The sequence below is a fragment of the Acinetobacter qingfengensis genome, assembly GCF_008693185.1.
Classification (GTDB): domain Bacteria; phylum Pseudomonadota; class Gammaproteobacteria; order Pseudomonadales; family Moraxellaceae; genus Acinetobacter; species Acinetobacter qingfengensis.
Map to the genome: position 1 here is coordinate 254,286 of NZ_VXKN01000004.1, position 22,766 is coordinate 277,051.

At 37.2% G+C, this 22,766-nt stretch carries 24 protein-coding genes, 1 pseudogene and 1 riboswitch; of the genes and pseudogenes, 11 read left to right on the forward strand and 14 right to left on the reverse strand.

The window, feature by feature from the left end; genetic code table 11:
- Window positions 1-4: 4 nt before the first annotated feature.
- Both F4V57_RS07605 and F4V57_RS07610 read right to left on the reverse strand, forming a co-directional pair.
- Window positions 5-616: a hypothetical protein gene (locus F4V57_RS07605; RefSeq protein ID WP_070069775.1), complete on the reverse strand. Its 612-nt coding sequence runs from the start codon at window positions 614-616 to the stop codon at window positions 5-7.
- A 268-nt stretch (window positions 617-884) separates the two neighbouring features.
- Window positions 885-1,070, reverse strand: coding sequence for a hypothetical protein (locus F4V57_RS07610; RefSeq protein WP_141729227.1), 186 nt, complete (start codon window positions 1,068-1,070; stop codon window positions 885-887).
- 119 nt (window positions 1,071-1,189) lie between these two features.
- Between F4V57_RS07610 and F4V57_RS07615 the strand changes: the two genes are divergently transcribed.
- The 3 genes from F4V57_RS07615 to F4V57_RS07625 all read left to right on the forward strand — a co-directional run bounded on the left by F4V57_RS07615 (window position 1,190) and on the right by F4V57_RS07625 (window position 3,468).
- A complete protein-coding gene (locus F4V57_RS07615; protein ID WP_070069774.1) occupies window positions 1,190-2,017 on the forward strand; it encodes a Rha family transcriptional regulator in 828 nt (275 codons plus the stop codon).
- Between the two features lie 10 nt (window positions 2,018-2,027).
- Window positions 2,028-2,240: a hypothetical protein gene (locus tag F4V57_RS07620; protein WP_070069773.1), complete on the forward strand. Its 213-nt coding sequence runs from the start codon at window positions 2,028-2,030 to the stop codon at window positions 2,238-2,240.
- A 925-nt stretch (window positions 2,241-3,165) separates the two neighbouring features.
- Complete coding sequence (locus tag F4V57_RS07625) at window positions 3,166-3,468, forward strand: hypothetical protein (protein WP_070069772.1); 303 nt, start codon at window positions 3,166-3,168, stop codon at window positions 3,466-3,468.
- Between the two features lie 613 nt (window positions 3,469-4,081).
- Here the strand turns inward: F4V57_RS07625 and F4V57_RS07630 are convergent.
- The 5 genes and pseudogenes from F4V57_RS07630 to F4V57_RS07650 form a co-directional block, all read right to left on the reverse strand.
- Complete coding sequence (locus F4V57_RS07630; protein WP_141729226.1) at window positions 4,082-4,591, reverse strand: IS630 family transposase; 510 nt, start codon at window positions 4,589-4,591, stop codon at window positions 4,082-4,084.
- Window positions 4,573-4,920, reverse strand: a complete 348-nt coding sequence (locus F4V57_RS07635; protein ID WP_070069770.1) for an IS630 transposase-related protein — start codon at window positions 4,918-4,920, stop codon at window positions 4,573-4,575. The genes F4V57_RS07630 and F4V57_RS07635 overlap by 19 nt, the downstream gene beginning before the upstream one ends.
- Window positions 4,921-4,952: 32 nt before the next feature.
- Window positions 4,953-5,168: pseudogene (locus F4V57_RS07640) on the reverse strand (transposase); the annotation flags it as partial.
- Window positions 5,169-5,275: 107 nt separating this feature from the next.
- Window positions 5,276-7,021 carry a hypothetical protein gene (locus tag F4V57_RS07645; RefSeq protein ID WP_070069769.1) on the reverse strand — a complete coding sequence of 582 codons (1,746 nt, stop codon included), beginning with the start codon at window positions 7,019-7,021 and terminating at the stop codon, window positions 5,276-5,278.
- Between the two features lie 83 nt (window positions 7,022-7,104).
- Window positions 7,105-7,296 carry a DNA gyrase inhibitor YacG gene (locus F4V57_RS07650; protein WP_070069768.1) on the reverse strand — a complete coding sequence of 64 codons (192 nt, stop codon included), beginning with the start codon at window positions 7,294-7,296 and terminating at the stop codon, window positions 7,105-7,107.
- An 82-nt stretch (window positions 7,297-7,378) separates the two neighbouring features.
- Here F4V57_RS07650 and F4V57_RS07655 point away from each other — a divergent pair, with 82 nt between their 5' ends.
- From F4V57_RS07655 to F4V57_RS07665, 3 genes are read left to right on the forward strand one after another with little or no spacing between them, the layout of a single operon-like run.
- Entirely contained in the window at window positions 7,379-8,017 is a 639-nt protein-coding gene (locus tag F4V57_RS07655) for a DUF938 domain-containing protein (protein WP_070069767.1), read from the forward strand.
- On the forward strand, window positions 8,014-9,213 hold the full coding sequence (locus F4V57_RS07660) for a TIGR03862 family flavoprotein (RefSeq protein WP_070069766.1): 1,200 nt from the start codon (window positions 8,014-8,016) through the stop codon (window positions 9,211-9,213). The genes F4V57_RS07655 and F4V57_RS07660 overlap by 4 nt, the downstream gene beginning before the upstream one ends.
- A gap of 26 nt (window positions 9,214-9,239) precedes the next feature.
- Entirely contained in the window at window positions 9,240-9,641 is a 402-nt protein-coding gene (locus F4V57_RS07665) for a GFA family protein (protein WP_070069765.1), read from the forward strand.
- Between the two features lie 83 nt (window positions 9,642-9,724).
- On the opposite strand, the gene F4V57_RS07670 is transcribed toward F4V57_RS07665, so the two are convergent.
- Window positions 9,725-10,057, reverse strand: coding sequence for a HopJ type III effector protein (locus F4V57_RS07670; protein ID WP_070069764.1), 333 nt, complete (start codon window positions 10,055-10,057; stop codon window positions 9,725-9,727).
- 160 nt (window positions 10,058-10,217) lie between these two features.
- Window positions 10,218-10,286, forward strand: a riboswitch (Fluoride riboswitch).
- A gap of 64 nt (window positions 10,287-10,350) precedes the next feature.
- Between F4V57_RS07670 and crcB the strand changes: the two genes are divergently transcribed.
- Window positions 10,351-10,728 (forward strand): fluoride efflux transporter CrcB, encoded by a 378-nt coding sequence (gene crcB, locus F4V57_RS07675; protein ID WP_070069763.1) that lies wholly within the window; start codon window positions 10,351-10,353, stop codon window positions 10,726-10,728.
- Window positions 10,729-10,832: 104 nt separating this feature from the next.
- Entirely contained in the window at window positions 10,833-12,287 is a 1,455-nt protein-coding gene (locus tag F4V57_RS07680) for a tetratricopeptide repeat protein (RefSeq protein WP_070069762.1), read from the forward strand.
- Between the two features lie 66 nt (window positions 12,288-12,353).
- Here F4V57_RS07680 and hslO read toward each other — a convergent pair whose 3' ends face one another.
- The 3 genes from hslO to F4V57_RS07695 all read right to left on the reverse strand — a co-directional run bounded on the left by hslO (window position 12,354) and on the right by F4V57_RS07695 (window position 17,510).
- Window positions 12,354-13,226, reverse strand: coding sequence for an Hsp33 family molecular chaperone HslO (hslO, locus tag F4V57_RS07685; protein WP_070069761.1), 873 nt, complete (start codon window positions 13,224-13,226; stop codon window positions 12,354-12,356).
- A gap of 45 nt (window positions 13,227-13,271) precedes the next feature.
- Window positions 13,272-15,119 (reverse strand): monovalent cation:proton antiporter-2 (CPA2) family protein, encoded by a 1,848-nt coding sequence (locus tag F4V57_RS07690; RefSeq protein WP_070069760.1) that lies wholly within the window; start codon window positions 15,117-15,119, stop codon window positions 13,272-13,274.
- A gap of 165 nt (window positions 15,120-15,284) precedes the next feature.
- On the reverse strand, window positions 15,285-17,510 hold the full coding sequence (locus F4V57_RS07695) for a primosomal protein N' (protein ID WP_455423259.1): 2,226 nt from the start codon (window positions 17,508-17,510) through the stop codon (window positions 15,285-15,287).
- A gap of 402 nt (window positions 17,511-17,912) precedes the next feature.
- Here F4V57_RS07695 and F4V57_RS07700 point away from each other — a divergent pair, with 402 nt between their 5' ends.
- Window positions 17,913-18,248 (forward strand): hypothetical protein, encoded by a 336-nt coding sequence (locus tag F4V57_RS07700; RefSeq protein ID WP_070069758.1) that lies wholly within the window; start codon window positions 17,913-17,915, stop codon window positions 18,246-18,248.
- A 37-nt stretch (window positions 18,249-18,285) separates the two neighbouring features.
- Here F4V57_RS07700 and lnt read toward each other — a convergent pair whose 3' ends face one another.
- Window positions 18,286-19,842 (reverse strand): apolipoprotein N-acyltransferase, encoded by a 1,557-nt coding sequence (gene lnt, locus F4V57_RS07705; protein ID WP_070069757.1) that lies wholly within the window; start codon window positions 19,840-19,842, stop codon window positions 18,286-18,288.
- Window positions 19,839-20,666 carry an HlyC/CorC family transporter gene (locus F4V57_RS07710; protein WP_070069756.1) on the reverse strand — a complete coding sequence of 276 codons (828 nt, stop codon included), beginning with the start codon at window positions 20,664-20,666 and terminating at the stop codon, window positions 19,839-19,841. The genes lnt and F4V57_RS07710 overlap by 4 nt, the downstream gene beginning before the upstream one ends.
- A 181-nt stretch (window positions 20,667-20,847) precedes the next feature.
- Between F4V57_RS07710 and tusA the strand changes: the two genes are divergently transcribed.
- On the forward strand, window positions 20,848-21,102 hold the full coding sequence (gene tusA, locus F4V57_RS07715; RefSeq protein ID WP_070069755.1) for a sulfurtransferase TusA: 255 nt from the start codon (window positions 20,848-20,850) through the stop codon (window positions 21,100-21,102).
- A 45-nt stretch (window positions 21,103-21,147) separates the two neighbouring features.
- Here the strand turns inward: tusA and F4V57_RS07720 are convergent, their stop codons facing one another.
- Entirely contained in the window at window positions 21,148-21,393 is a 246-nt protein-coding gene (locus F4V57_RS07720; protein ID WP_070069791.1) for a DUF2789 family protein, read from the reverse strand.
- Between the two features lie 205 nt (window positions 21,394-21,598).
- Between F4V57_RS07720 and F4V57_RS07725 the strand changes: the two genes are divergently transcribed.
- Window positions 21,599-22,558: a 2-hydroxyacid dehydrogenase gene (locus tag F4V57_RS07725; RefSeq protein WP_070069754.1), complete on the forward strand. Its 960-nt coding sequence runs from the start codon at window positions 21,599-21,601 to the stop codon at window positions 22,556-22,558.
- Window positions 22,559-22,766 lie beyond the last annotated feature (208 nt).

Sequence of the window (22,766 nt, forward strand, 5' to 3'; positions counted from 1 at the left end):
AAAATCAACTTGCTTTGGCAATGACATCACAGTATTCGTTTGGATAGTGTGGTATCTTACCTTGAATACATTGCTTCTCATCACTAAAAACACATAACTGAATTCTAGCTAAACCAGGAAAGTATTCATTTTTTTTAGATGCAGAATTGGGGGTGAAATCTATACAAAACTCTTCATCAATCCACGCATCCAAAACTTTCATTGCCTTAAAATTGAAAGTCTCTTCTTTGTAAAAATTCCTCATATGATCAATAACAGTTGCTATGGTTGGTTTAGGTAGCTTTTTTGAAGAAAATTTTCTCGAATGTTCATATAAAGCCTCATATGACTTTAGAAGTTTTTCAAAGAAATATTTTATATGACTAACATTTCCCACCATATCAAATATCTTTTCATATTCAATGTGAATTAAGTAACATGTAATACAGTAGGGTTGTCTTAATCGATCAGTACCCCACCATTTAGCGAAATGATCACTATCTGGCCAAAAATAGTAACCATCACTCAACCACTGATATTCATTACTATTTTTTGCATGATGAGGAAATTCATCATAAAGAACACGCCAATCTCTGGAATCAGTTTTACATGTTTGGTAGCATGTAATTTGTATCATCTGACCTCCAAAGTGTATTACCTATTTATTAACCGATGATGAAAAAAGTCAGTAAATTACTGACCTTCTCTAATTAGATTATATATGGAAATACTAAGGTGTGCTATACACCTTGCCAAAAAATAGTAACTAAGTTACTATCCAAAGTACAGAGCAGAAATGCTCTTACCACCAACATGGTGGGCGAGTTTGGTCACTCGTTTAAGAAATACATGGTAGGCAACCGCTACTAGCGGATTTTTTTTGCTTATAATTCGGTTCATCCGCTTTATGGTGGATCGAATGGGGAGGCGTAAGCCTGCCGTTTTACCTGTGTTTCACGGTTGACCAACCCCGTTCGGTCTGCCACCCCAGTTTGGTCACTGGGTTGGCATAACAAGCCAAAACACACAGGTACATAACATGAAAAAATCTCATGTGGTTGAACACACCCCGATCTACGATGTAGATGCACATACTAAGCACCAACGTCATCAGCAAAAAATCAAACTAATTAAGAGCACTTGCGAAGCATGTGTTTTTACCTGCTTGTTTGGCTTAACATTCTCACTATTCTTTTGGGGGATATAAGCCATGAACACATCATTATTTGATTTAGACAATGCGGTCTTTATCCAAAACCAACAAGTAAAAACAGATAGCCTGCAAGTGGCAGAGATTTTTGGTAAACGTCATACGCATGTTTTAGAAAAAATCGAAAACTTGGATTGCTCACCCGAATTTACGTCAGCCAACTTTTCGGCTCACGTACAAATGATTCAAGCTGGAGCTGTTCAACGTGAATCCAAATACTACGAAATGACCAAAGATGGCTTTATCTTCTTGGTCATGGGCTTTACTGGAGAGAAGGCTGCACAGATCAAAGAAGCCTATATCAAGGCCTTTAATACGATGGCAACCATGCTACATAACCAACAGTATGTATCGCAAGGGTTGCAATACGGAGCCAAAGTCCAGTTAATTTCGGGTAGCCCAGAGTTCACCGTCAATCAAATGATCTGCGATGAAGAAGGTTATCTGCATAGCGTAGAAGTTGTATGCTGGAATAAAAACCGTCTGCATAAAGAAGTGCTTAGCGTTGCTAGTGTTATTCCAGTCAAGGGATTTCAGAGTGATGTGTTAGATCACTTCTGGAAGGCTGTCTTTGCCTATGGGCTGGACAAACTCAACCACAGCAAGAACCCTAATCTGATTGCACTTAACCTAAAACAGGTGTCCCAATCCATTCAAGGCATACCACCTCGTATGGAACTGGCAGCCTTGCTTATGCATAGCCGTGATCCTTATCCAAAGTACATGCAGCACAACTATGCTGTACACAGTGCTGTAACGGATAAGACCATCAAATGTTGGGTATTCGATACCACGAAACCACAACAAACTATTGAATATAAAGCATAAGGAGCATGCCATGATTCCATTATTAAAAGCAGGCAATCCACTACGTACAGCCGAAGACAGGCTGGAGAATGTACAAGACCAACTCAACCGTCTGGAGCAATACATCTCAGCACTTAGTCGAATGCATTACGATGATGGTCTACCTAGTGAGGAGTTCAATGCCATCATCAATGGCTTGCATCTACAAGTGTATGAAATTTCACAGCAAGTTATGAATAATTGAGCAAAAAATAATCCGAAACGAAGAGTGCACCATACGAGTGCATTCTTCGTGAGGGCGGGCAATTCACCCCACCTCACCTGGGGTCTCTAAATGTGTCGATTCTTCTACAAGAAACGGTCTTAAAAAAATATTGCTGCTCTAGGCTATATATAACTGGATCTAGTGTTATCGATTTGTAATGTCATTCTGCATATTTCTACAAGCATTCTACGATCTTCTACAGCACAAAAAGCGGAAGATAAAAATCATGATGAATCGTGATTTATAAAAAGATAGGGTAAAAGGTAATTCGTTAAAAATACATCAAAAATATTAATATAAGCTATTGAATAATATGTATTAATTTTAGTTACCTTGTTAGGGTAATTTGTGGTAACAAGAATCGTGATTTTTTAAAGAAATATATATAAATCATATATATAAAAGGTAATGTTAGATTACCTTTTTAAATGGTAATTTGTTACCTTTAAGTTACCATGAAATTACCTTTTGTGATTTAGTTATTTAATTATATAAAACATATATTTAAATATAATTTTTAAGTTCTTGTTACCTTTGTTACCCTTTTCCGAGAATACCCCTAATTTTTCAAAACATTCAATTTTTGCATTTTGATTGTATCAGAATATCCGGTATTTATTTATCACTATATTTCGTGATTTAACTTTGTATTTCTCACTGTATATCGTGCTATCTCCGCCAATTCTCCGCCTAAAGACAGTGAACTATTTGTTATATAACGCTAATGAGGTTCCGACCCTCGGGACCATCTGTAGGTTAACAGATTATTACACAAAACCCTGAAGCCTTTATATATCAAGGCTTCGGGATTTTTTCGTTTTAGGGGTTTCGGTTTTTTTCGGGTATTTTTAGGTATATTTTGGTCTGTTACACACACAATTTGACTTGTTTTGAGTGTTTTGAGATGCAGTACATCACCATATATCAATTAAAGAGTGGTAAATGGCGAGCCGAGGTTCGTTTTGAGGGTCTTAGAAAGACAAAGGTTCATGCAACTGAAAAGGATGCAAAGAAGTGGGCTGTTCTTCAAGAAAGGGATTTTATTCTGAACCACAATACCGAGATTGCTTTAAAGAAAAAAACTATTTTGACGGTTGATGAGGCATTAACTCGTTATAGCAATGATGTTTCACAATTTAAGAAGACTGCCAAAAAAGAGATGCAGCGAATAAAGTATTTCCAAAACGTTCTCCCTCATGTTGATTAGCCATTGGTCAATTACAGTTCTGATTGTTTGGTGGAATATCGTGATAAGGTGATGAAACGATCAATAAAGCCATTAAAAGCCAGTTCTGTCCGTCGTGATTTTTCCACATTGTCCTCATTTTTTTCCTGGTGCATTGAGAAAAAATGGATTAAACATAATCCAGTTTCTGAAGTGAAATTACCACTTATTCATAATTATTTTTTTTCGGGGTATTGGAGAAGGCATATGTTTTTTTTGAAGTTTTTTTAGGGTTAATTCTATTTCTAGGACTGATAATTTTTCAGGTGGGAATAGTAATAATTAACTTTAATAATGCATTGTTTTTTATTGGATTATTATTTTTATGTGCTAGCTATGATATTTTTAGGTATAATGAAAAATTGGATTTGAATAAAGTCGGCCTTAGAATATTTTTTATTGAAAGAGATTTTTCTAAATTATCAGGACGATTTGCATATGTGCTATCTAGATTAGGTCTTTCCTTTATTTTTCTGTCTATTTTATAAAAATATTCGTTATATTAAATTTGATGGTGAAAGTATGCTTTTATCAAAAAATACTTAGGGTCTGTTGATATTTCATAAAGGCAACCAAATGTATATAGTAGATCCGTTTAAAACCGCATACAAATATGAAAAAATAATTGGAATAATACATCAATCGAATCGACTAACCATTCTTTCCTTTTCTTCTTTACCCATGCCCACATTTTTTCTATAGGATTAAGGTCAGGACTATAAGGTGGAAGCCAAAGTATTTGATGACCATTTTGCTTGAGTAACTCCTCTATATCTTGACGCTTATGAAATGCTGCATTATCCATCACCACAACGCTATGCTTTGGTAACTCTTTTATTAGAAATTCTTCAACCCAAAAATAAAAGACATCCGAATTGATCTTACAATCAAATAAACCTACTGCAAATAACTGACCTTGGTAAATTGCACCTATGGCATTGGTTTGGTTCTTTAATTGCCAATTGTATGTTCCAAAACAAGGTGTCCCTTGCCTGGAGTAGCCATAAGGTCTGTGTTCATGTGATCTAAAGCCACTTTCATCAATATAAACAATGGGGTGTTTGACCTTTAGTCGGTCTAGTTTTTTCAGGTATTGTTGTCTGATTTTAGGCTTTGCTTGCGGATGGCGTAAGGTCTTTTTTTAACTGTAATCCCTAAACGCCTTAAGGCATCGCCTATAGATGAGACGCCACAATTAAAACGTGCTGCACGTTCATATTGATAATCATCCGGATATTTTTCCACATCTGCTCGTAGAGCATCATCATCAATTTTGGAAGGTTTACGTGGGCGAGTTCTTTTGATCTCTATACGTTTTTTCCATTTAACAATCGTGTTTTTGTCAATTTCGAATTGTGTCGCAACGGCTCGAATGGAATATCCTTCCTCAAGCTTAGCCAATACTTTCTTTCTAAAATGTTCTGAGTAACTCATCTGTTTATTGTATGTTATCTATAGCAGTTTTACTATATACAAGCTAAAGCAATGGCATTTTCATAATTACGCTTTAGTTTGTCATATCGAGTTGCTATTCCTCTAAATTGCTTCAATCTTGCAATATTATTTTCCACTAAGTACCTAATTTTATATCAATTCCAGTCCATATGATTATTGTTGCACTGAGCATTTGATTTTCTTGGAATATTGGCTTTTGTATTCGTTGCCTTTATTTGTTCTTGTAGCTCTGGTCTCAGATATACTCAAAGAATTCATGACGTGGAATGAGGGGCAAAAATATCAAAGTACTAATTCGTATTTACTAATATTGATTTTTGAAAAATCATCATTTTTATCTGTTAAAAGCTGCCCACTCCTGCTTGTGCAAACTTAAATCATATTCGGCAGCATTAATAAACTCTTGTAAATTAAATTCTTTACGATTTTCAGGTAGTTTAATTAATATTGGTAATCTTGAGATACCATTATCTCCGGTAGGAAATGCATAATGCCGCTCTTTATTATTAATTGAAATTAAAGCTTCAAATTCCAGATAAACAGATAAATTGGAATATTCCTTTGGAATTCTTAATATCTCAATAAATGCAGATTCTTTGATTAAATCTATTTTATTTTTTAGTTGTCGAATATTTTCTTCAATTTTTTTATTTTTGTTGAATAGGCGCTCCATAAAACCGTAATTACCTTCATCTTGTTTGCGTTGCAAGGTTTTGATTTGCTTGGATGTATCAAGATAGGCCTGCAAATTTTGTTTACCAATCTGTTTTAATTTTTGAATAGGTTCTAATGCATTTTCGTGTTCTATATACCATTCTTCAGTTGAGGATATTTTAAAGATATGTGTTGAACGTTTTTTTAGTAAAGTAAGGTAGGCTTGTAAACGGGCAGAGAAATTATTTACTTGTTCATCAAAAATGACGGCGGGTTGATTTTGAAAATCATAAAAATAACTAATGATATCAGACATAATTTGTTTAATACTGATGAATAAATAATTGCATTCATCTTGATGTAAGTTATTACTTCTTAAGTATTTTGCCAAAGGCTCTAGGATGTTAATACTTAAACGTTGTTCAAATTCCAGTAACCGTTCCCGAATAATGCTTTCGATATTTAATCCCGTGGCATCGAATGGTTGAAAAAGAAAAGGTAATAACATTTGGCTGTTGTATTCTTCAAAATGACTGATTAAATCGCTGATCGGCTTACTAATTTGTTTTTCTATACTAATAATTCTTTGCATTTGTGATTTAAATTGCTGAATATGTTGCTCATTATCCAGTAAAGTTAAATCCAGTATGATGCCATTAAGATAAATATGTTGAGAAGCTGTTTCAATAATATCTTCTTGTAAGAAGCGACGGGCAGAAAAAGGATTTGATTGTTGGGATGCTGTCGGTGCCAGTATGAAAATAAATTTTGATGTTTTTACAATTTCCAGTTGTCGAATTTGTTGCTGTTGCTTTAAGTAAGTATTAAATAATGCTTTAGGTTGTTCTGCCAGTTGATAGGGACGTAATGTTTTAAACCAGTAGCCTAAAAGTTGTTGTTTTAAAAAAACCTCATTAAAAAAACTTTTTAACTGTTCCGTGGTGATGTTGCGTTGATTGAAGGGTATTTCAATAGTTTCTTTTTTCAGAATAATATTGGCTGCTTTATAAATAAAACCTTTACGAATTTTTTGTTTAATTTTTTGTAAATTAAGGTTTTCATTAACATCTATTTTATCAATTTGTCTGAGAATAATTTCCAGAAAATCTGCAATTTCCAGTGCATTTTTATATTTGTCCAGTTCGGATAAAGAGCTGAATACTTTTTTTGCCAGGTTTCTTATCCCATCATGCCCAATTTGATCAATCGTATCAAAAAATTCGGTGCGAGGATGATATGAGAATGTGTTATGAACTTTATTCCATTGAATCTCTTTTACTTGAAGAATTTGTTTATAAATAATTTCTCGCATTTCCTCATCAAGTTGTAGAAAAATTTTTTGTAAGGAAAGTTCCCATGCCTGATCCAATTGTGGATCAATTTGTGTAACGGCAATATGTAATTGATAAGGAATATGTTTATGCATTGAGGAAATCATTTTTTACCCTAGAGTGCATTAATTTTTTGTGAATGGAGTGATTTTATAATTTTTCATGACAGAATACATCGCTAGTCCTGATCATATTCAGGCGTATTTAAAGATGGTGAATCCTGTGTCGGAATTTTATAATCTCCATTGGCCCATGCGCCAAGATCAACGAGTTTGCAACGTTCGGAGCAAAACGGACGAAATAGGTTATCGTGCCATGTGCTGGGTTGGCCACAACGGGGGCAAGCAAAAGTTTTAGGGGGTTGATTCATTGTTTAATACTCATGCAATCAAAACAGACAAATTGTAACGTAATTGTTAGACTTAATGCATGTTCTTTGTTGTGATCGGTCTATGACAATCCCTGATATCCGTCCATTTCAACCACAATATTTAAAAGCCCCTCGAAATTTTCAAGCTATCACCGATCAGTCGGTTTGTTTGGAAATTGGCGCTGGAAAAGGTAAACATGCTTGTCTGTTTGCATCACAGCATGCAAATCAGCATTTGATTGCCATTGAACGTACAGCAGAAAAATTTCAGTTTATGTTTAGACAGCATCAGGAATTGGCATTGCATAATTTGCAACCTGTTCATGCTGATGCTATACCATGGGTCGTACATGCTTTGTATCCAGAACAGGTTCAGCAGTGTTTTATTCTTTATCCGAATCCCGAACCGCATAATCCTGCACAGCGTTGGCTGAATATGCCTTTTTTTGAGTATTTATTGTCACGCTTAAAAGCTGGTGGTCAAATTACCTTGGCGAGTAATATCAGAGAATATATTGATGAAGCAGAGCAGCAGCTTCTGCATGTTTGGCATTTACCTTATCAAAAACAGAAAATTGTAAAGGAGTCTGCTCGCACACACTTTGAAATTAAATATCTACAGCGTGGTGAATTATGCCAGCAATTATTAATAACCAAGCCACAAGGTTACCAAACCCGTTTTGATCATACCTTGCCACAAGCTGGAACAGTCATGCCATGAATGCAAAAATTGTCATTATTGGTGCAGGTCCGGCAGGTTTGGCGTGTGCAGAGCGTTTGACAGAGTTAGGATTTGATGATATTTCTATCTATGAACAAAAGCCATCTGCTGCACGTAAATTTTTAATGGCGGGTAAAACAGGTTTAAATATCAGCCATAATGAGCCTTTTGAACAGTTTATAGCACGTTATGATCATAACGACTGGTTAAGCCCAATGATTAAAACATTCGATGCGCAGGCAATTCGGGAATGGATGCAGGGGCTAGGTATACAGTCTTATGTGGGGAGTTCAGGTCGAATTTTTCCCAAAGAAATGAAAGCGGCACCTTTATTACGTGCATGGCTAAAGCGGTTACAACAACGTGGGATAAGATTTCATTATCGACATCAGGTCACAGCTTTAACACAGCATAAACTTTCAGGAATTGACTTAAATACACAACAAGCATGGGTCACTACATTTGATGTGGTGGTTTTGGCCTGTGGAGGGGTATCTTGGCCACAATTAGGTAGCGATGGATTGTGGCAAGGCTGGATAAATGATACGCAGCTTAATCCATTTCAAGGCAGTAATGTGGGGGTATGCCAATCATGGTCAACGTATATGCAAGCTTATTTTGGGCAGCCATTAAAACGAATTAAAGCTTGGACATGCAATCAACAGGCGCAGTTTGGTGAAATGGTGATTAGTCACTATGGCTTGGAAGGTGGCTTGGTTTATCGTTGTAATCGTGGACTTAGGCGGCAATTACAAGATAATGCGGTAGCCACATTATTTCTGGATTTATTACCGGATGTTGATGTACTTGAGTTGGAAGATAAACTTTCTCTGGGTAAAAAACAGTCCCTCAATACGCGATGGCAAAAAGCCGGTTTGGATAAAACCAAAATTGCTTTATTACGAGAAATTGTATGCAAACAAGATTGGACGAATCCTAAAAAAATGGCATGGCATATTAAACAGCTTACATTAAATGTTCATGACTTTAGACCGATTACGGAAGCAATTAGTTGTGCAGGTGGTATTCGCCTGGATGCTTTAGATCAATATTTACGTATTAAAACCCATCAAAATTGGTTTGCTTGTGGTGAAATGTTGGATTGGGATGCCCCAACTGGAGGGTATCTGTTAACTGCTTGTTTAGCGACAGGGCGATGGGTAGGAGAAGGTGTTTCTACTTATTTGTGTAAATAGATTAAAAAAACTTTGAGGATATACTGATGGAATATGTGGGAAGTTGTTTGTGTTCGGCTGTTCGCTACAAAATTGAAGGCGATATTGGTGAAATTCTGCAATGCCATTGCCAGCGTTGTCGTAAGACAACAGGAAGCGCATTTGCGGTGGTTGCTCCAGTACACCGTGCGCAGTTTAAATTTTTACAGGGTGAATCTTGCATTAAAAAATTTCAGTCTACAGCCATTACCCAGCGGTGGTTCTGTAGTGAATGTGGTTCACCAATTGTAAGTCTTAGAGAAGATATGCCGGAATACTTCCGCTTGCGTGTGGGTACGCTGGATACGATATTATCACAACGACCTGCCAAGCATATTTTTGTTGCATCCAAAGCAGAGTGGGAGTGCATTTATGATGACTTGCCACAATATGCTGAGCGACCAGAATAAACATAAAGTGGAGCAGTCAATTAGTCAGGTCATGGCTATAACTATTGTCAATGACCTGATAACGTTAAGGTCGTTTCAAGACATTATTTTGCCTGTAATGCTTGACCTTCAAATTTGATTCCCTCCCAGCCATTTTGCATAAACTGACGAATGTTTTGATGATCTATGTGATCTGGTGTTGCTAATACAGATTGATAATGTTCTGCAAATAGTTGTAAGGTTTGATTTTTGTCTAAGTTATTTAATTTTGCAAAACTGAATACTTTGGCACTACCTTGGTTTTGCTCCGCTGTATTGTGCTGACTACCGTTTTGAAATGCTTTGGCATGATAAGTGTAACGTGCATCAATATACGCAATCACATCAGCAAATTTTGCAGTGCCTGCATCTAGTTGGGCAAGTAAGTCCTGAGCCATATTTTCCTCTAAGTTTAAAGATTTTGAGCAGCTTAACAAGCTTTATGAATGCAGACAATATTATTGAGTAGTACATTATGCGACTGTAGATTTTTTAAATAAGCTTTGCTTTAAATATTGTAAACAGTAATTGTATTTGTATCGTTTGGATTTATACTTTGATCCATCGGGAAATGGCATACTTCCCTATACAAACCGCCAATTGTTGGCTAATGATGCCTACGTAACCCCATATTGATGAGGGTGCGTAGTCATGCATCCTCCATATCCTAAAAATATTAGGAGGATCTAAAATGTTCTACACATTACTTTCAATTGCCATAGGTTCTGTGATTGGTGGTTGGTCAAGATGGTATATCGGTTTAAAGCTTAATTCAATTTATCCGGCAATTCCATTAGGCACAGTCTTTGTGAATTTGATTGGTGGCTTTATTATTGGTTTTGCGATCGCTTATTTCACGCATAGTAGCCTAAATCCCAATTATAAACTTCTTATTGTCACGGGCTTTTGTGGCGGCTTAACGACATTTTCCACATTTTCTGCTGAGATTGTGACGCTATTAATGCAAGGGCGATTGGGCATGGCATGTCTAGCAGTGACAATTCATGTTGTTGGTGCTGTGTGTATGACATTTTTAGGCATCTTGACCCAGCAATATCTTTATCAATAAATAAACAGATGCAGTTTTTTGCTAAGAATGGTTGAGGGATTGCATGCTGCAAAGTAGAATTACTCTCATTTTATAACATTCTGAATTTTTTGGACCAATTAATCATGGCTGAACAAATAACCCAACAACAATCACTGGAAGCATTTGAACAACAACTCAGACAAAAAGTTCAGCAGGGTGATCCAGTTGCCTGTTTTCAGATCGTAGAGCATTTTGAGCGTAAAGGCATTGCCCCTAATAAGTTAGAATCGACCAGCCGTATCAATTTGTTGATGGAAGCTTCCAATAAGGGCATTGGTGCTGCCAGTATTTTGTTGGCACACTGGTATTTAAATGGTCATTATGTACAAAAAGATGCGGCTAAAGCGATTTTATTTTTTGAACACGCAGCAAATGTTTGTAAGGATTCATACGGTTTTTATGAGTTGGCAAAAATGTTTGAACTGGGATTGGGGGTTAAAGCTCAACCGGAGAAAGCACAGCAATTTTTGAAAAAAGCTGTAGATTTGCATAATCCTGAGGCAACGTTTACTTATGCTACACAACGGATACAGCAGGAACCTGAACATAGTCTGCAATTGCTTAAAGATAATTATAAAAAACATCATCATGTTAAAAGCTTGCTATGTCTAAATGATGCACAGGAGTTTAATCAGGATAAAGTGCAGAATTTTTTTGAGGCGAATCAAGATGATCCGTATATTGCCGGCTTATTGGCATTTCGCTATCTTAAAAACGGACAGTTACAGCAAGCAAAGCAACTGGCACAACAATCTGCACAACAAAATAATCCGATTGGCTGTCATGTACGTGCGTTAGTGGAATATCAGGATTCTGATGGAGATGCAGCACTGGCACAACAATATATGCTAAAAGCTGCACAATTGGGGCATAATGAAGCTGCTTATCAAGCAGCATTGGTAGTGTTGCAACAGGTTGATCAAATTACGGATTCTGCTCAGAAACAACAATTATTACAACAAGCTTTACAACTTTTAGCTCAGGCTGCACATGCTGGGGTTGCTTCAGCACAATTTTCATTAGGACAATGTTTAACACAAGGGATTGGCGTTGAAGTTAATCGTCAGGAAGGTTTTCGCTGGATTGAACGGGCAGCGCAGCAAGGCAATGTTGATGCAATTTTTGCCTTGGCATTAAACTTACCGGTTGAGCATGAGCAACATTTACCATTATTGAATACCGCAGCACAGGCAGGGCATCCTAAAGCCATGATGTGTATGGGAATTTACTGTCAAAATCATGATCAGCCTGCGGAAGCTATTGAATGGTTTACACATGCTAAGGCTCGTGGTGATATTCGTGCAGGTTATCTATTGGGTATTGCTTATCGTGATGGTTTGGGGGTTGACGCCGATGCTAAATTAGCCGTAGAACTGTTAAATCAGGCGGGTGAACAGGGTGATGCTGATGCGTATTTTGCTTTATATGAGTCATATAAAGAGGGGATTGGCGTACGTAAAAATAAAAAATCCCAAGCAAAATATTTAAAACTGGCACAGACTGCACAACATCCTAAAGCACTTGAAATTCAAGAATAAAATAAATAAGCAATAAAAAACGCCCAAAGACAAAATCTGGGCGTTTTTAATTTTTAAATGATCAATCTAACTGACATGTTGACCAAACAAACCCAGAGCTTCTTCAGCGCTAAAGCGGTATTGTGCATTACAAAATTGGCAATTCATTTCGATTGGATTTTGAGCCATTAAGGTTTCCTTAACGGCTTCTGCTCCAATTTGCAATAAAGCATTGGCACAGCGTTCCTTGGAACAGGTACAACCAAAATTTAATTGTTCAGCCTCAGGTAAGCGTACATCTTCTTCATTATAAAGGCGATATAGAATTTCTTCAGCCGGTAAATGAATTAACTCATCTGATTTGAGCGTTTCAGTAAGCATCGTCAGACGAGGCCATAAATCCTGATCAATTGTTTCCTGTTCTTCTTCAGTACGAGGCAATAACTGAATCAACAATCCTCCGGCAGTTTTATGGTCACTTGCCAATACAATTCGAGTTGGAATTTGTGCCGATAAGTCATAGTACTGAACTAAACACTGTGCTAGTGTTGCATGTTCAAGTGGAACAATCCCTTGATAGCGTTCACCCATATCAGGTTCAATATTAATAAATAATACGCCATTTTGTAGACTGGAAAGCGCAATACTGCTGTCTTCAGCCGTAGCAAAACGATCATCTTCAGTAAATTCAGCCAATGCACGCAATTCACCTAAATGATTACATTCAGCCATTGCCCATTTTAGACTGCCGGAACCCTGAATCTGAATACTGAGTCGCCCCTGAATTTTTAATGTACTGGCGAGCAAGCTGCTGGCAACCAACATTTCACCCAGTAAAATCTGAATGGCCAGTGGATATTCACGCTGAGATAAAATGGTGCTCAGGGTTTGTTGCAAATGCACTACTTCACCACGAATAGGACAGTCATGAATATAAAAACGTTGGCGGACATCAGTCATAATCTTCTCCATAATCAGGCATAAGTGGTGACAAAAGCATAAATATCAAGTTTGGCGAGACGAACTGTCGTCATTTTCAGCAGTTGGTGCACTAATAAACACTTCAGGATCCTGTTTTTGTGCAAACTCATCATTTTCAAACAAGTTCTTTAATTCTTGCAGCATATCACGGTTAGATTCAATTAATTTTTGTGGATCAGCATAGATGCCCTGTTGAAATTGTAGAAGTTGTTCATCGTAATCAAGAAATCTTTGAATTTCTTCCTGAGCACGGATTGGGTCTGTTCCCAGTTCCAATAAAAGTTGTTGTGCCATTGCCAACGAAGACAGATAAGTTTCTCGCCAAATATATTTGACACCAATTTCCCGAAGTAAATGCACATGATGCCGATCTCTGGCTCTTGCTAGAATAGTCACTTGTGGGTGATGCAGGCGAATATGCCGTGCAACATTCATAGCATCCTCCACATCATCAATCGCTAGTACAAAGATTTTTGCTTTAGCAATGCCCGCAGAGTTTAAAATTTCAGGCATGGTGGCATCGCCATAGTAAACTTTTCCTCCATATTGACGAACAAAATCGACCTGATCAATATTATTGTCGATCGCTGTAAATGGAATATGGTGGATGTGCGCAATTCGTGTGACAATTTGTCCCACACGACCAAAACCAGCAATAACAATGTATGGTTCAGGGGATTGATGTTCAGGAATATCATCATATTTTGGATGAGTTGCCTGTTTGGCAAAAATAGGTTCAATAAAACGATCGAGAACCCAGAAAAGTGCTGGTGTTAAGATCATGGAAAATGTCACGATCAGGGTGAGTGGTGCAAGCATTGGAGGTTCAATCATTTTCTCAGCAATTGCTGCACTAAAGACCACAAATGCAAATTCACCACCCTGTGCCAGCGCTATTCCTAGTCTTAAACTATTGGCAAAGGATTGCTTACGAAAATAGGCCATTACGGTCAGCGATAATACTTTTATCAGCATCAGTACAATGGTGCCACCAAGAATTAGTAAAGGTTGCTCTACGACAATATTCAGGCTGATACCCATGCCAACCGTCATAAAGAACAACCCTAGTAGCAAACCTTTAAATGGTTGAATACTAGCTTCAAGTTCATGACGGAATTCTGAATCGGCAAGTAATACACCTGTCAGAAATGCACCAAGTGTGGTACTAATTCCAATGGTGTCCATAAGCACCACCACCCCTAAAACAATAAACAATCCAACTGCGGTTAAGAGTTCAGTGGCACCACTTTGGGCGACAAAACGAAATAATGGTCTTAGAATATAACGACTAAATAAAAACAAACCGGAAAATGATGCAATCACTGCCATAAAATATGCAATACCGTGATGCGCGGTTTCATGGCCAGCCAATAAAGGAATCATGGCCAGCAAAACCATTGCCGCAATATCCTGAAATAGCAAAATGGCAAAAGATTGTTGCCCATAGAAGGTTTTGATTTGTTTTCGATCTTCCAGTAGTTGCAACACAAAAGCAGTAGAGGACAAAGCCAATGCAAAACCGACCACCAGACTTGCAGATAATGAAATCGGTAAAATTAGCCAGAGAATTAGCATCAATACACAGCCAGTAATGGCCATTTGCAATCCACCCAGAATAAAAATGGATTGTCGCATTTGCCATAAACGCTGTGGTCGCAATTCCAAGCCAATCAAAAACATCAACATGATGACGCCATATTCAGCTAATTCCAGAATTTCTTCATGGTCATTGGCAAGATTGAGTGCGCTTGGTCCGAGTAAAATTCCTGTAAATAAATAACCTAGAACCGTTGCAATGCCAAAACGCTTTCCCAAGGGAACCAGAATTAGCGCCGTAGCAATAAAAAGGGTGACTTGTAACAGCATTGACATGATTGGTTTAGGCTCTCAGGGTGTAATTGACACTATCAGTAAAATTATAAAGGTGTTTAGTAATAAAACTTAAGATCACATCAAGCCAAATCTTATATTTCACTTTATAAAGTCAGGCTTGATTCAGTTTCAAGTTTAGTCGTTTAAGCATAGAGATAAAACATTTTAACTTAAATCCTGTGGATCAATATCTAGCGTAATACGAAGTTGATGTTGTCGAGGTTGTTTAAATAGCCATTGCCACCATAATCTTAATTGTTCATGAAATGCTGGTCGGGAATGACACATCAAAATCAGATTACTGCGATAAAATCCAGCTTTCTTTTGCATGGGTGCTTCAATAGGCCCCCAAACCTGTAATTTGCTTGTGCCAAATTGTGGCCACATATTCAGGGCGTGATGTAAATATTCCAGATTATATTGTGCTTGTTTACTTTCGGCACGAATCATGGCTGCATAAGAATAAGGAGGTAATGCTGCCAGTTGTCGTTCTTTTAACGCTTGATCAGCAAAAGCTGCATAACCATGCTTGACCAGGATTTGTAATAATGGATGATCAGGTCGCAGGCTTTGTAATAGAACCTGACCAGTGATATGTCCTCGGCCGGAACGTCCTGCAACTTGTAAAATAAGCTGTGCAGTACGTTCTGGGGCACGAAAGTCACTGCTCATTAATCCCGCATCGATATCCAGAATAGTGACTAATCCAACATAAGGAAAGTGATGACCTTTTGCCAACATTTGTGTTCCTAGAAAAATAGCAGCCCCGGGTTTCTGGGCACGGCTATAAATATTCTTCCAGCTATTGACTCGAGTGGTGGTATCCCGATCTACCCGGAAAATAGCAGTATCTGGGAATAATTCATATAATGTTTCTTCAAGACGGGCAGTTGCCAGACCAATTGGTTTGATCTCTTCAGATTGACAGGATGGGCAAAGCTTTGGTAATGCTTGTTGATAGCCACAATGATGGCATTGCAATTGGGTATAAGGATGATAATGCACGGTTAAATGTGCATCACAATGTGGACAATCAGCTTGCCATGCACAGCTTGTGCACATTAATACAGGTGCATAACCACGGCGGTTAATAAATACCAATACTTGTTGATCTTTTTTCAGTTGCTCTCGAATAGCATCAATTAAAACATCTGCCAGTCCTTGGGTTTTCTTGGCAGTCTTTAAATCAATCAATTGAAATTTAGCAGGTTTTGCAAGACCAGCACGCTGAGTTAAATGCAAATGCTGCATTTTATGTTGTTGTACTAAAGCCAGACTTTCAAAACTTGGTGTGGCCGAACCTAAAACGACTGGACATTGTTGTTTGTAAGCCCGATATAACGCTACATCTCGGGCATGATAACGAAAAGTATCCTGTTGTTTATAAGATAAATCATGTTCCTCATCCAGAATAATCAGACCAAGACGCGGTAATGGACAAAATATGGCGAGACGGGTACCTAAAATGATACTGGCTTTACCGGTTTGAGCCTGTTGCCATGCTTGTAAGCGTTGTGAATCATTTAATCCGGAATGTAAAAGCACTGTATCTACATGAAAGCGTGCTCGGAAACGTTCAATGGTTTGAGGCGTTAAGCCAATCTCGGGCACCAGTACCAATACTTGTTGCCCTCGTTCAAGTGCAGTTTGCATGGCTTGTAAATACACTTCAGTTTTACCACTACCTGTTACTCCATCTAGTAAAAAAGCAGCATACTGTCCCAATTTTTGTCGAATTTGATCAATAGCGAGATCTTGTTCAGGATTGGCAGTAAGCGGCATTTGCGCCAACTGCATTGGTTTTGGACTAAAATTAATGGGACGAATGATTTTTTCAACTAAATGTTTTTGTTCTAGTTGTTTAAGCTGTGCTGCGTTGATTCCGGATAAATTCAAAATGGCTTCAGGTGCACCCTGAGGATGTAATTTGATGCTTTGGTAGGCTTCTAATTGTTTTGGTGCATTTTTCAATAAAGTTATGCCATCGAGATCTGTAATTTTCCAGTAAAAGGTGAGTAAATCATAAGGTCGTCCTTGGCGGAGCACGTTAGGTAATGCAGACAAAATGACTTCGCCAACAGGAGATTGATAATATTGTGCTGCCCATTGTAATAACTGCAATGTTGCTTGATCCAGTAAAGTTGCTTCATCGAATAACTTGGCAACAGGCTTTAACTGAAACTCAGCAGAAAAAGGCACATGACAATCCAACTTTTCTACAATAATGCCAATCATTTGTTTTTTGCGAAATGGTACAACGATGCGTGTGCCAATTTTTGCTTGGGCAAAATGAGTGGCGGAAATTTCATAATCGATCAGATCAAATAAATGCACAGCGAGAGCGACACGTACTCGATAAGGATGGCTTTGCTCAATCTGAGTCATAAAAATCTCAATATTTATCGTGATCAAAGCGTAATATAAACTGGCAAGATCACAAAATGAAAGCATCTGAGCTTAGGTATTTTGATTAAATCATACAGTTGAAATTATTTAAAATAGCAACAGATCCTAATAAAAAGAAACATTTTATGAAAATATTTATACTGTTCTGATTTTGAAGTTTTATAAGAATAAATATAAAAAAGTCCTAAGATATTTTCTGTATAAGAAAAAGTTGAATCTATTACTTTTAATAAAAACTTAACTTATCAAGATTTTATTTTATGTTTGTTAATGATTATTAATGCTGTCCTTAACAATAAATATAAATTATGAATTGATATAGGCTTATGTTTATTTGAGAATATCGGCATAATTTATTTAAGATGCCAGCAGACAAAGGAGAGGGAGATGCGAACATTTTTTCTACCCGATGAATTAAGTCGAATGCATTGGGCAGTTCTTAAAACAGTTTTCCTTACTTTTTTGATATTGCCTATCAGCCATTTTTTGGCACAAATGATTGGAAGCGTACAGGGAAGTAGTCAGATCATGGTTGGATTTATTGGGATTAGTTTAATTAGTGCAACCATCATTATTGCATTCACCGCAGCTTTGAAAATGACCATCTGGCAAACCTCTATAGCGGTCAATCCGACACAACAAATTGTTCTTAGACTTTATCGACATGTGCCTATGCTGTTTTTTGTTTCCTTATTTGCATTCGCTTTATGTCAGCATACATAAAAAATCCGGTCAATATTGATCGGATTTTTTATTCTATTTAACGACGTTGTTTATATGATGTGTCTACAACAGCCGGTTTAAAGCCAATCCCTAATAGTAATAACAAAAGACTTAAAACCAAAATACTCCAGTCCCCCAGACGACTATACAAAGTTTCTCCAGTCATTGCTGGTAAATCCCCACGTAAAACAGCGCGTGTATCTACTGGTAATTGTTTAACAATTTGACCTTGTGCATTGATGATTGCTGTCACACCAGTATTGGTTGCCCGAATAATCCAGCGCCCATTTTCTTTGGCTCTCATTTGTACCATTTGCAAATGTTGCCATGGGCCTGTGGTACCAGTAAACCATGCATCATTAGAAATAGTTACCAGAAAGTCATTATCCTTGGCATTTTGCCTAGTTAGATTAGGATAAGCAATTTCATAACAAATTGCGGCAGCTAGTCGATGATTTTTGATCATTAATGGTGTTTGGTGATCGTGACCAGCACTATAACTGGATATGCCTTGCTGCAAGCCGGGCAATAACCACTTTAAAGTACCAGCAAGAGGAATGTATTCGCCAAAAGGCACCAAACGTTGTTTGAAATATAACCCTTGTGTATCCATTCCTGATGCCATAATCGCATTATAGTATTGTGGATACTTATCTGGTGATTTTACTTCCTGCCAGTAGGGAATTCCTGTTACCCATGCTGAGTGTGCTATTTTTGCCTGCGTACTCATTGAATCCAAAAATGGTTGAATCTCAGTTTGAAACATTGGAATAGATGATTCTGGCCACACCACCAGATCCCGTCCCCATTCATTCTGACTGAGCGTAGCGTAAATACTTAAAGTTTGTGCTTGATATTCTGTGAGCCATTTTAAATCCTGAGGAATATTTCCTTGAATAAGCGAAACCGATAACGGCGCTTCAGTTTTTGTGCTGACCCAGTGTAATTGTTTGGCACCCCATGCACCTAGAATGACCAAGACTATCGGAATTAGCCAAAAACGTTTACCAAATAAACATTCGGTAAAAGCAGTAGCAATTAAAATCACCACAAATGACACACCAAAAATACCAAATAATGGTGCGTATTCATCCAAGCCGTAATTGGTAAATGCGTAACCAGCAAATAACCAAGGAAAACCGGTAAACAACCAGGTCTTTAACCATTCAAATATAACCCAGAGTGGCGTAAATGTCAGAGGTGTTTCCGGGAAAAAACGGCGATATACCCAAGCTTGTACTGCATTAAAAAGCCCCATGATACTGGCCATTAATGCAATCAATATGACAGATAATACTGATGAAGTATCACCATAGATATGAATGGAAGTATATAACCAGAATGCTCCAATAAACCATAAGCCACAGCCAAAAGCCCAGCCGATCAGAAAAGCATGCTTGCTGGAACGTTGGTGTAAACAGGCATATAAGAGTGCAGGAGATAAAATTGCGAGCCACCAGAAATGATAAGGTGCTAATGCAAAAGGTAAAATTGCCCCCGCCATTAATGCAATAAAACACACCCATCCCAATGAGATACGGTGTGTTTTTTGAGTTGCTGGAGCTGTTTTTAATTTATCAAAAAATGATCTCATGATCGAACAGCTCGGATCAAATGAATAGTACGAGAATCAGCTTCGAGAATCTGGAAATTCCAGCCTTCTAGTTCTACAATTTGACCTTGCAAATCATTAACCAAACCAATTTCCTGAAGCAATAAGCCACCCATTGTTTCTACTTCTTCATCAGAAAAATGTGTGTTCATTAAATCATTGAAATGTTCGATAGGAGTTAAAGCTTGTACAATCCATGCATTTTGGTCATCTGGTTGAATAAATTGTGCAATTTGATCAGCTTCATCATGTTCATCCTCAATTTCACCAACGATTTCTTCCAGAATATCTTCCAGTGTGACAATACCCGATGTTGTCCCATATTCATCAATCACAATTGCCAGATGTGACTGAGTATTTTTGAGCATCCGCAGCACCTGATCAGAACGTGCACTTTCAGGAACAAACAAAGGCTGACGCATTAGTACATTAATATCTAATTTTTGTGTACGGCGTTCAGTTAAAAATGGCAATAAATCTTTGGCTAATAAAACACCAACCACAGTGTCTTCATTATCTTTGGAAAAAACAGGAAAACGTGAATGTGCAGATTCAATTAAAACATGAATAATATCAAGTAAATCATCATCTTCTTGTAAACTAATCAACGCTGTGCGCGGTGTCATCACTTCACGAACTTTGGTTGCTGGAAGATCAAGTACACCTTCTAACATGGCAACAGTATCAGGTTCTAAAAATTTACGGGAATCTTGTACTAGCTTTAATAATTCATCACGAGTTTCTGGGGCGGTATGTAACCACTTTCTCAAGCCTCGTGTCCACGATGGGCTAGATTCTTCTTGCATGAGGGATCCTAAAAAATGCAAATCAGGAAAAAGTCAGCTTCATCATACCGAAGAAAATACAGAGTTGCATCTAAAACAACTTGATTTTTATTGATGATTTGTCAATAAATTTAATTTCCTGACAGATAAATAAATTATGTTAAAATACCTGACCGTATAACTTAACTATCCAGTCCTGATAATGCCAGATTCATTGACCATATCTATAAAACAGCTTGATACTCGAGGCTTACGCTGTCCTGAACCCGTAATGATGTTACATCAAGCCATTCGTAAATCACAATCAGGTGATGTTATTGAAGTCTTTGCAACTGATCCATCAACTTCTTGGGATATTCCAAAATTTTGTATGCATCTAGGACATACCTTACTGCAACAACAAGAACAAGATATCGAAGGGAAAAAAGAATACTATTATCAAATACAAAAAAAATAAGTGGCGCTAATTTTAGGCCACTTACTCTATGTTTTTAATCACAACTTAAAGTTTTACCGAATCTTCATGCAATGATTCATTGAGCTGATCTACGATTGTTGCCCAATTATCATCAGCTGAAATTTTTTCCTTAATAAATGCACATTGTGCCTCATTCCAAAAAGATGCATCAGTAATATAGGTTTGAGCATCCAATTGGTGATTCTTAATAAATTCTTCTATAGCTAGCTGGCTTGAATCTAATCCTAATTGCTGAAATAAATGAGTCATTCTTGGCGTCACAGTATTCATGCTCATCTCTTTATTCCTCCCCTGTTATTAAAGTTTACTTTAAATAGAAGATAGCATACCTTTTATTTAAAAAAATAAAATCTTGGCATTAATCTTTTATTATTTACTCCTTATCATTCATAAAGTTCACTTTACTTTTGAAATGAGTCTTTCTAAGATGAGAGTGTAAAAAGTATACTTTATTTAAGTTTTAAGGACTACAAAAATGTCATTAAAAGCAGTATTTCTGGATTATGCCAGTCTAGATCAAAGTGATTTAAATTTTAATCAGTTAAAACAACAATTTGATGAACTCTATTTGTATCCATCAACACAGTCTGAAGAAATTATAGAACGTTTAAAAAATGCCGACGTTGTGATTACCAATAAAAGTTCTCTAAGTGAACATACTATTCGACAATTACCAAATTTAAAGTTAATTCTTATTTCTGCTACAGGTACAAACAATGTTGATTTAGTCGCAGCAAAACAAAGAAATATTCCAGTATGTAATTGTCAGGGTTATGGTACGCATGCTGTAGCACAACATACAATGAGTTTAATATTAGCATTAGCCACACAAGTGATTAAATACAATCAGGCAGTTAAACAGGGCCGTTGGCAACAATCTGAACAATTTTGCTTTTTGGATTATCCAATTATGGAGCTTGCTGGGAAAAAGATAGGAATTTTGGGTTATGGTGAACTTGGGCAGGCAGTTGCTAGGCTTGCACAAGCTTTTGGTATGCAAATTTTAATCGGTCAACTTCCTCATCGTCCTAAAAAAGACGGATATTTACAACTTGATGAGTTGTTGGCACAAGTAGATATTCTAACATTACATTGTCCATTAACACCTGAAACAGAAAATTTGATTGATGAAAAAGAACTATCAAAAATGAAAAACACTGCATTTGTAATTAATGTGGCACGTGGTGGCATCATTAATGAACAAGCTTTAGCAACAGCATTAATTAATAGAACAATTGCAGGGGCAGCCATAGATGTTTTAACAGTTGAGCCACCATCTACAGGAAATCCATTGCTTGATCCTAACCTGACTAATTTAATTATTACACCTCATTCAGCATGGGGAAGTGTAGAGGCCAGACAAAAAATCGTAGATCAACTTACTGAAAACGTAAAAGCATACAAAGAAAAGCAACTTATTCGCTGTGTGAACTAGAAATAATAACAACTTTGCTCAAAAAACAAACAACAATAATAAAAATAGGGTAGAAATGCTGAATAAACGAACGAAAGGAGAAAAAAAGGGTTTTGGGGTATTGCAAAGGTATGGGGATAGTGTAGAATGCACATCCATCGGCGGTGATGCAGATAAAAACTTGTTGAAAAACAGGGTGTTAGTTAGGGCTTAAGGGTTTTGATTATCA

Excerpts from the sequence above, each read along its gene's own strand:
- F4V57_RS07605 (WP_070069775.1), bottom strand. The coding sequence starts at position 616 with ATGATACAAATTACATGCTACCAAACATGTAAAACTGATTCCAGAGAT.
- F4V57_RS07615 (WP_070069774.1), top strand. The coding sequence starts at position 1,190 with ATGAACACATCATTATTTGATTTAGACAATGCGGTCTTTATCCAAAAC.
- F4V57_RS07620 (WP_070069773.1), top strand. The coding sequence starts at position 2,028 with ATGATTCCATTATTAAAAGCAGGCAATCCACTACGTACAGCCGAAGAC.
- F4V57_RS07625 (WP_070069772.1), top strand. The coding sequence starts at position 3,166 with ATGCAGTACATCACCATATATCAATTAAAGAGTGGTAAATGGCGAGCC.
- F4V57_RS07635 (WP_070069770.1), bottom strand. The coding sequence starts at position 4,920 with ATGAGTTACTCAGAACATTTTAGAAAGAAAGTATTGGCTAAGCTTGAG.
- F4V57_RS07645 (WP_070069769.1), bottom strand. The coding sequence starts at position 7,021 with ATGCATAAACATATTCCTTATCAATTACATATTGCCGTTACACAAATT.
- F4V57_RS07650 (WP_070069768.1), bottom strand. The coding sequence starts at position 7,296 with ATGAATCAACCCCCTAAAACTTTTGCTTGCCCCCGTTGTGGCCAACCC.
- F4V57_RS07655 (WP_070069767.1), top strand. The coding sequence starts at position 7,379 with ATGACAATCCCTGATATCCGTCCATTTCAACCACAATATTTAAAAGCC.
- F4V57_RS07660 (WP_070069766.1), top strand. The coding sequence starts at position 8,014 with ATGAATGCAAAAATTGTCATTATTGGTGCAGGTCCGGCAGGTTTGGCG.
- F4V57_RS07665 (WP_070069765.1), top strand. The coding sequence starts at position 9,240 with ATGGAATATGTGGGAAGTTGTTTGTGTTCGGCTGTTCGCTACAAAATT.
- F4V57_RS07670 (WP_070069764.1), bottom strand. The coding sequence starts at position 10,057 with ATGGCTCAGGACTTACTTGCCCAACTAGATGCAGGCACTGCAAAATTT.
- crcB (WP_070069763.1), top strand. The coding sequence starts at position 10,351 with ATGTTCTACACATTACTTTCAATTGCCATAGGTTCTGTGATTGGTGGT.
- F4V57_RS07680 (WP_070069762.1), top strand. The coding sequence starts at position 10,833 with ATGGCTGAACAAATAACCCAACAACAATCACTGGAAGCATTTGAACAA.
- hslO (WP_070069761.1), bottom strand. The coding sequence starts at position 13,226 with ATGACTGATGTCCGCCAACGTTTTTATATTCATGACTGTCCTATTCGT.
- F4V57_RS07690 (WP_070069760.1), bottom strand. The coding sequence starts at position 15,119 with ATGTCAATGCTGTTACAAGTCACCCTTTTTATTGCTACGGCGCTAATT.
- F4V57_RS07700 (WP_070069758.1), top strand. The coding sequence starts at position 17,913 with ATGCGAACATTTTTTCTACCCGATGAATTAAGTCGAATGCATTGGGCA.
- lnt (WP_070069757.1), bottom strand. The coding sequence starts at position 19,842 with ATGAGATCATTTTTTGATAAATTAAAAACAGCTCCAGCAACTCAAAAA.
- F4V57_RS07710 (WP_070069756.1), bottom strand. The coding sequence starts at position 20,666 with ATGCAAGAAGAATCTAGCCCATCGTGGACACGAGGCTTGAGAAAGTGG.
- tusA (WP_070069755.1), top strand. The coding sequence starts at position 20,848 with ATGCCAGATTCATTGACCATATCTATAAAACAGCTTGATACTCGAGGC.
- F4V57_RS07720 (WP_070069791.1), bottom strand. The coding sequence starts at position 21,393 with ATGAATACTGTGACGCCAAGAATGACTCATTTATTTCAGCAATTAGGA.
- F4V57_RS07725 (WP_070069754.1), top strand. The coding sequence starts at position 21,599 with ATGTCATTAAAAGCAGTATTTCTGGATTATGCCAGTCTAGATCAAAGT.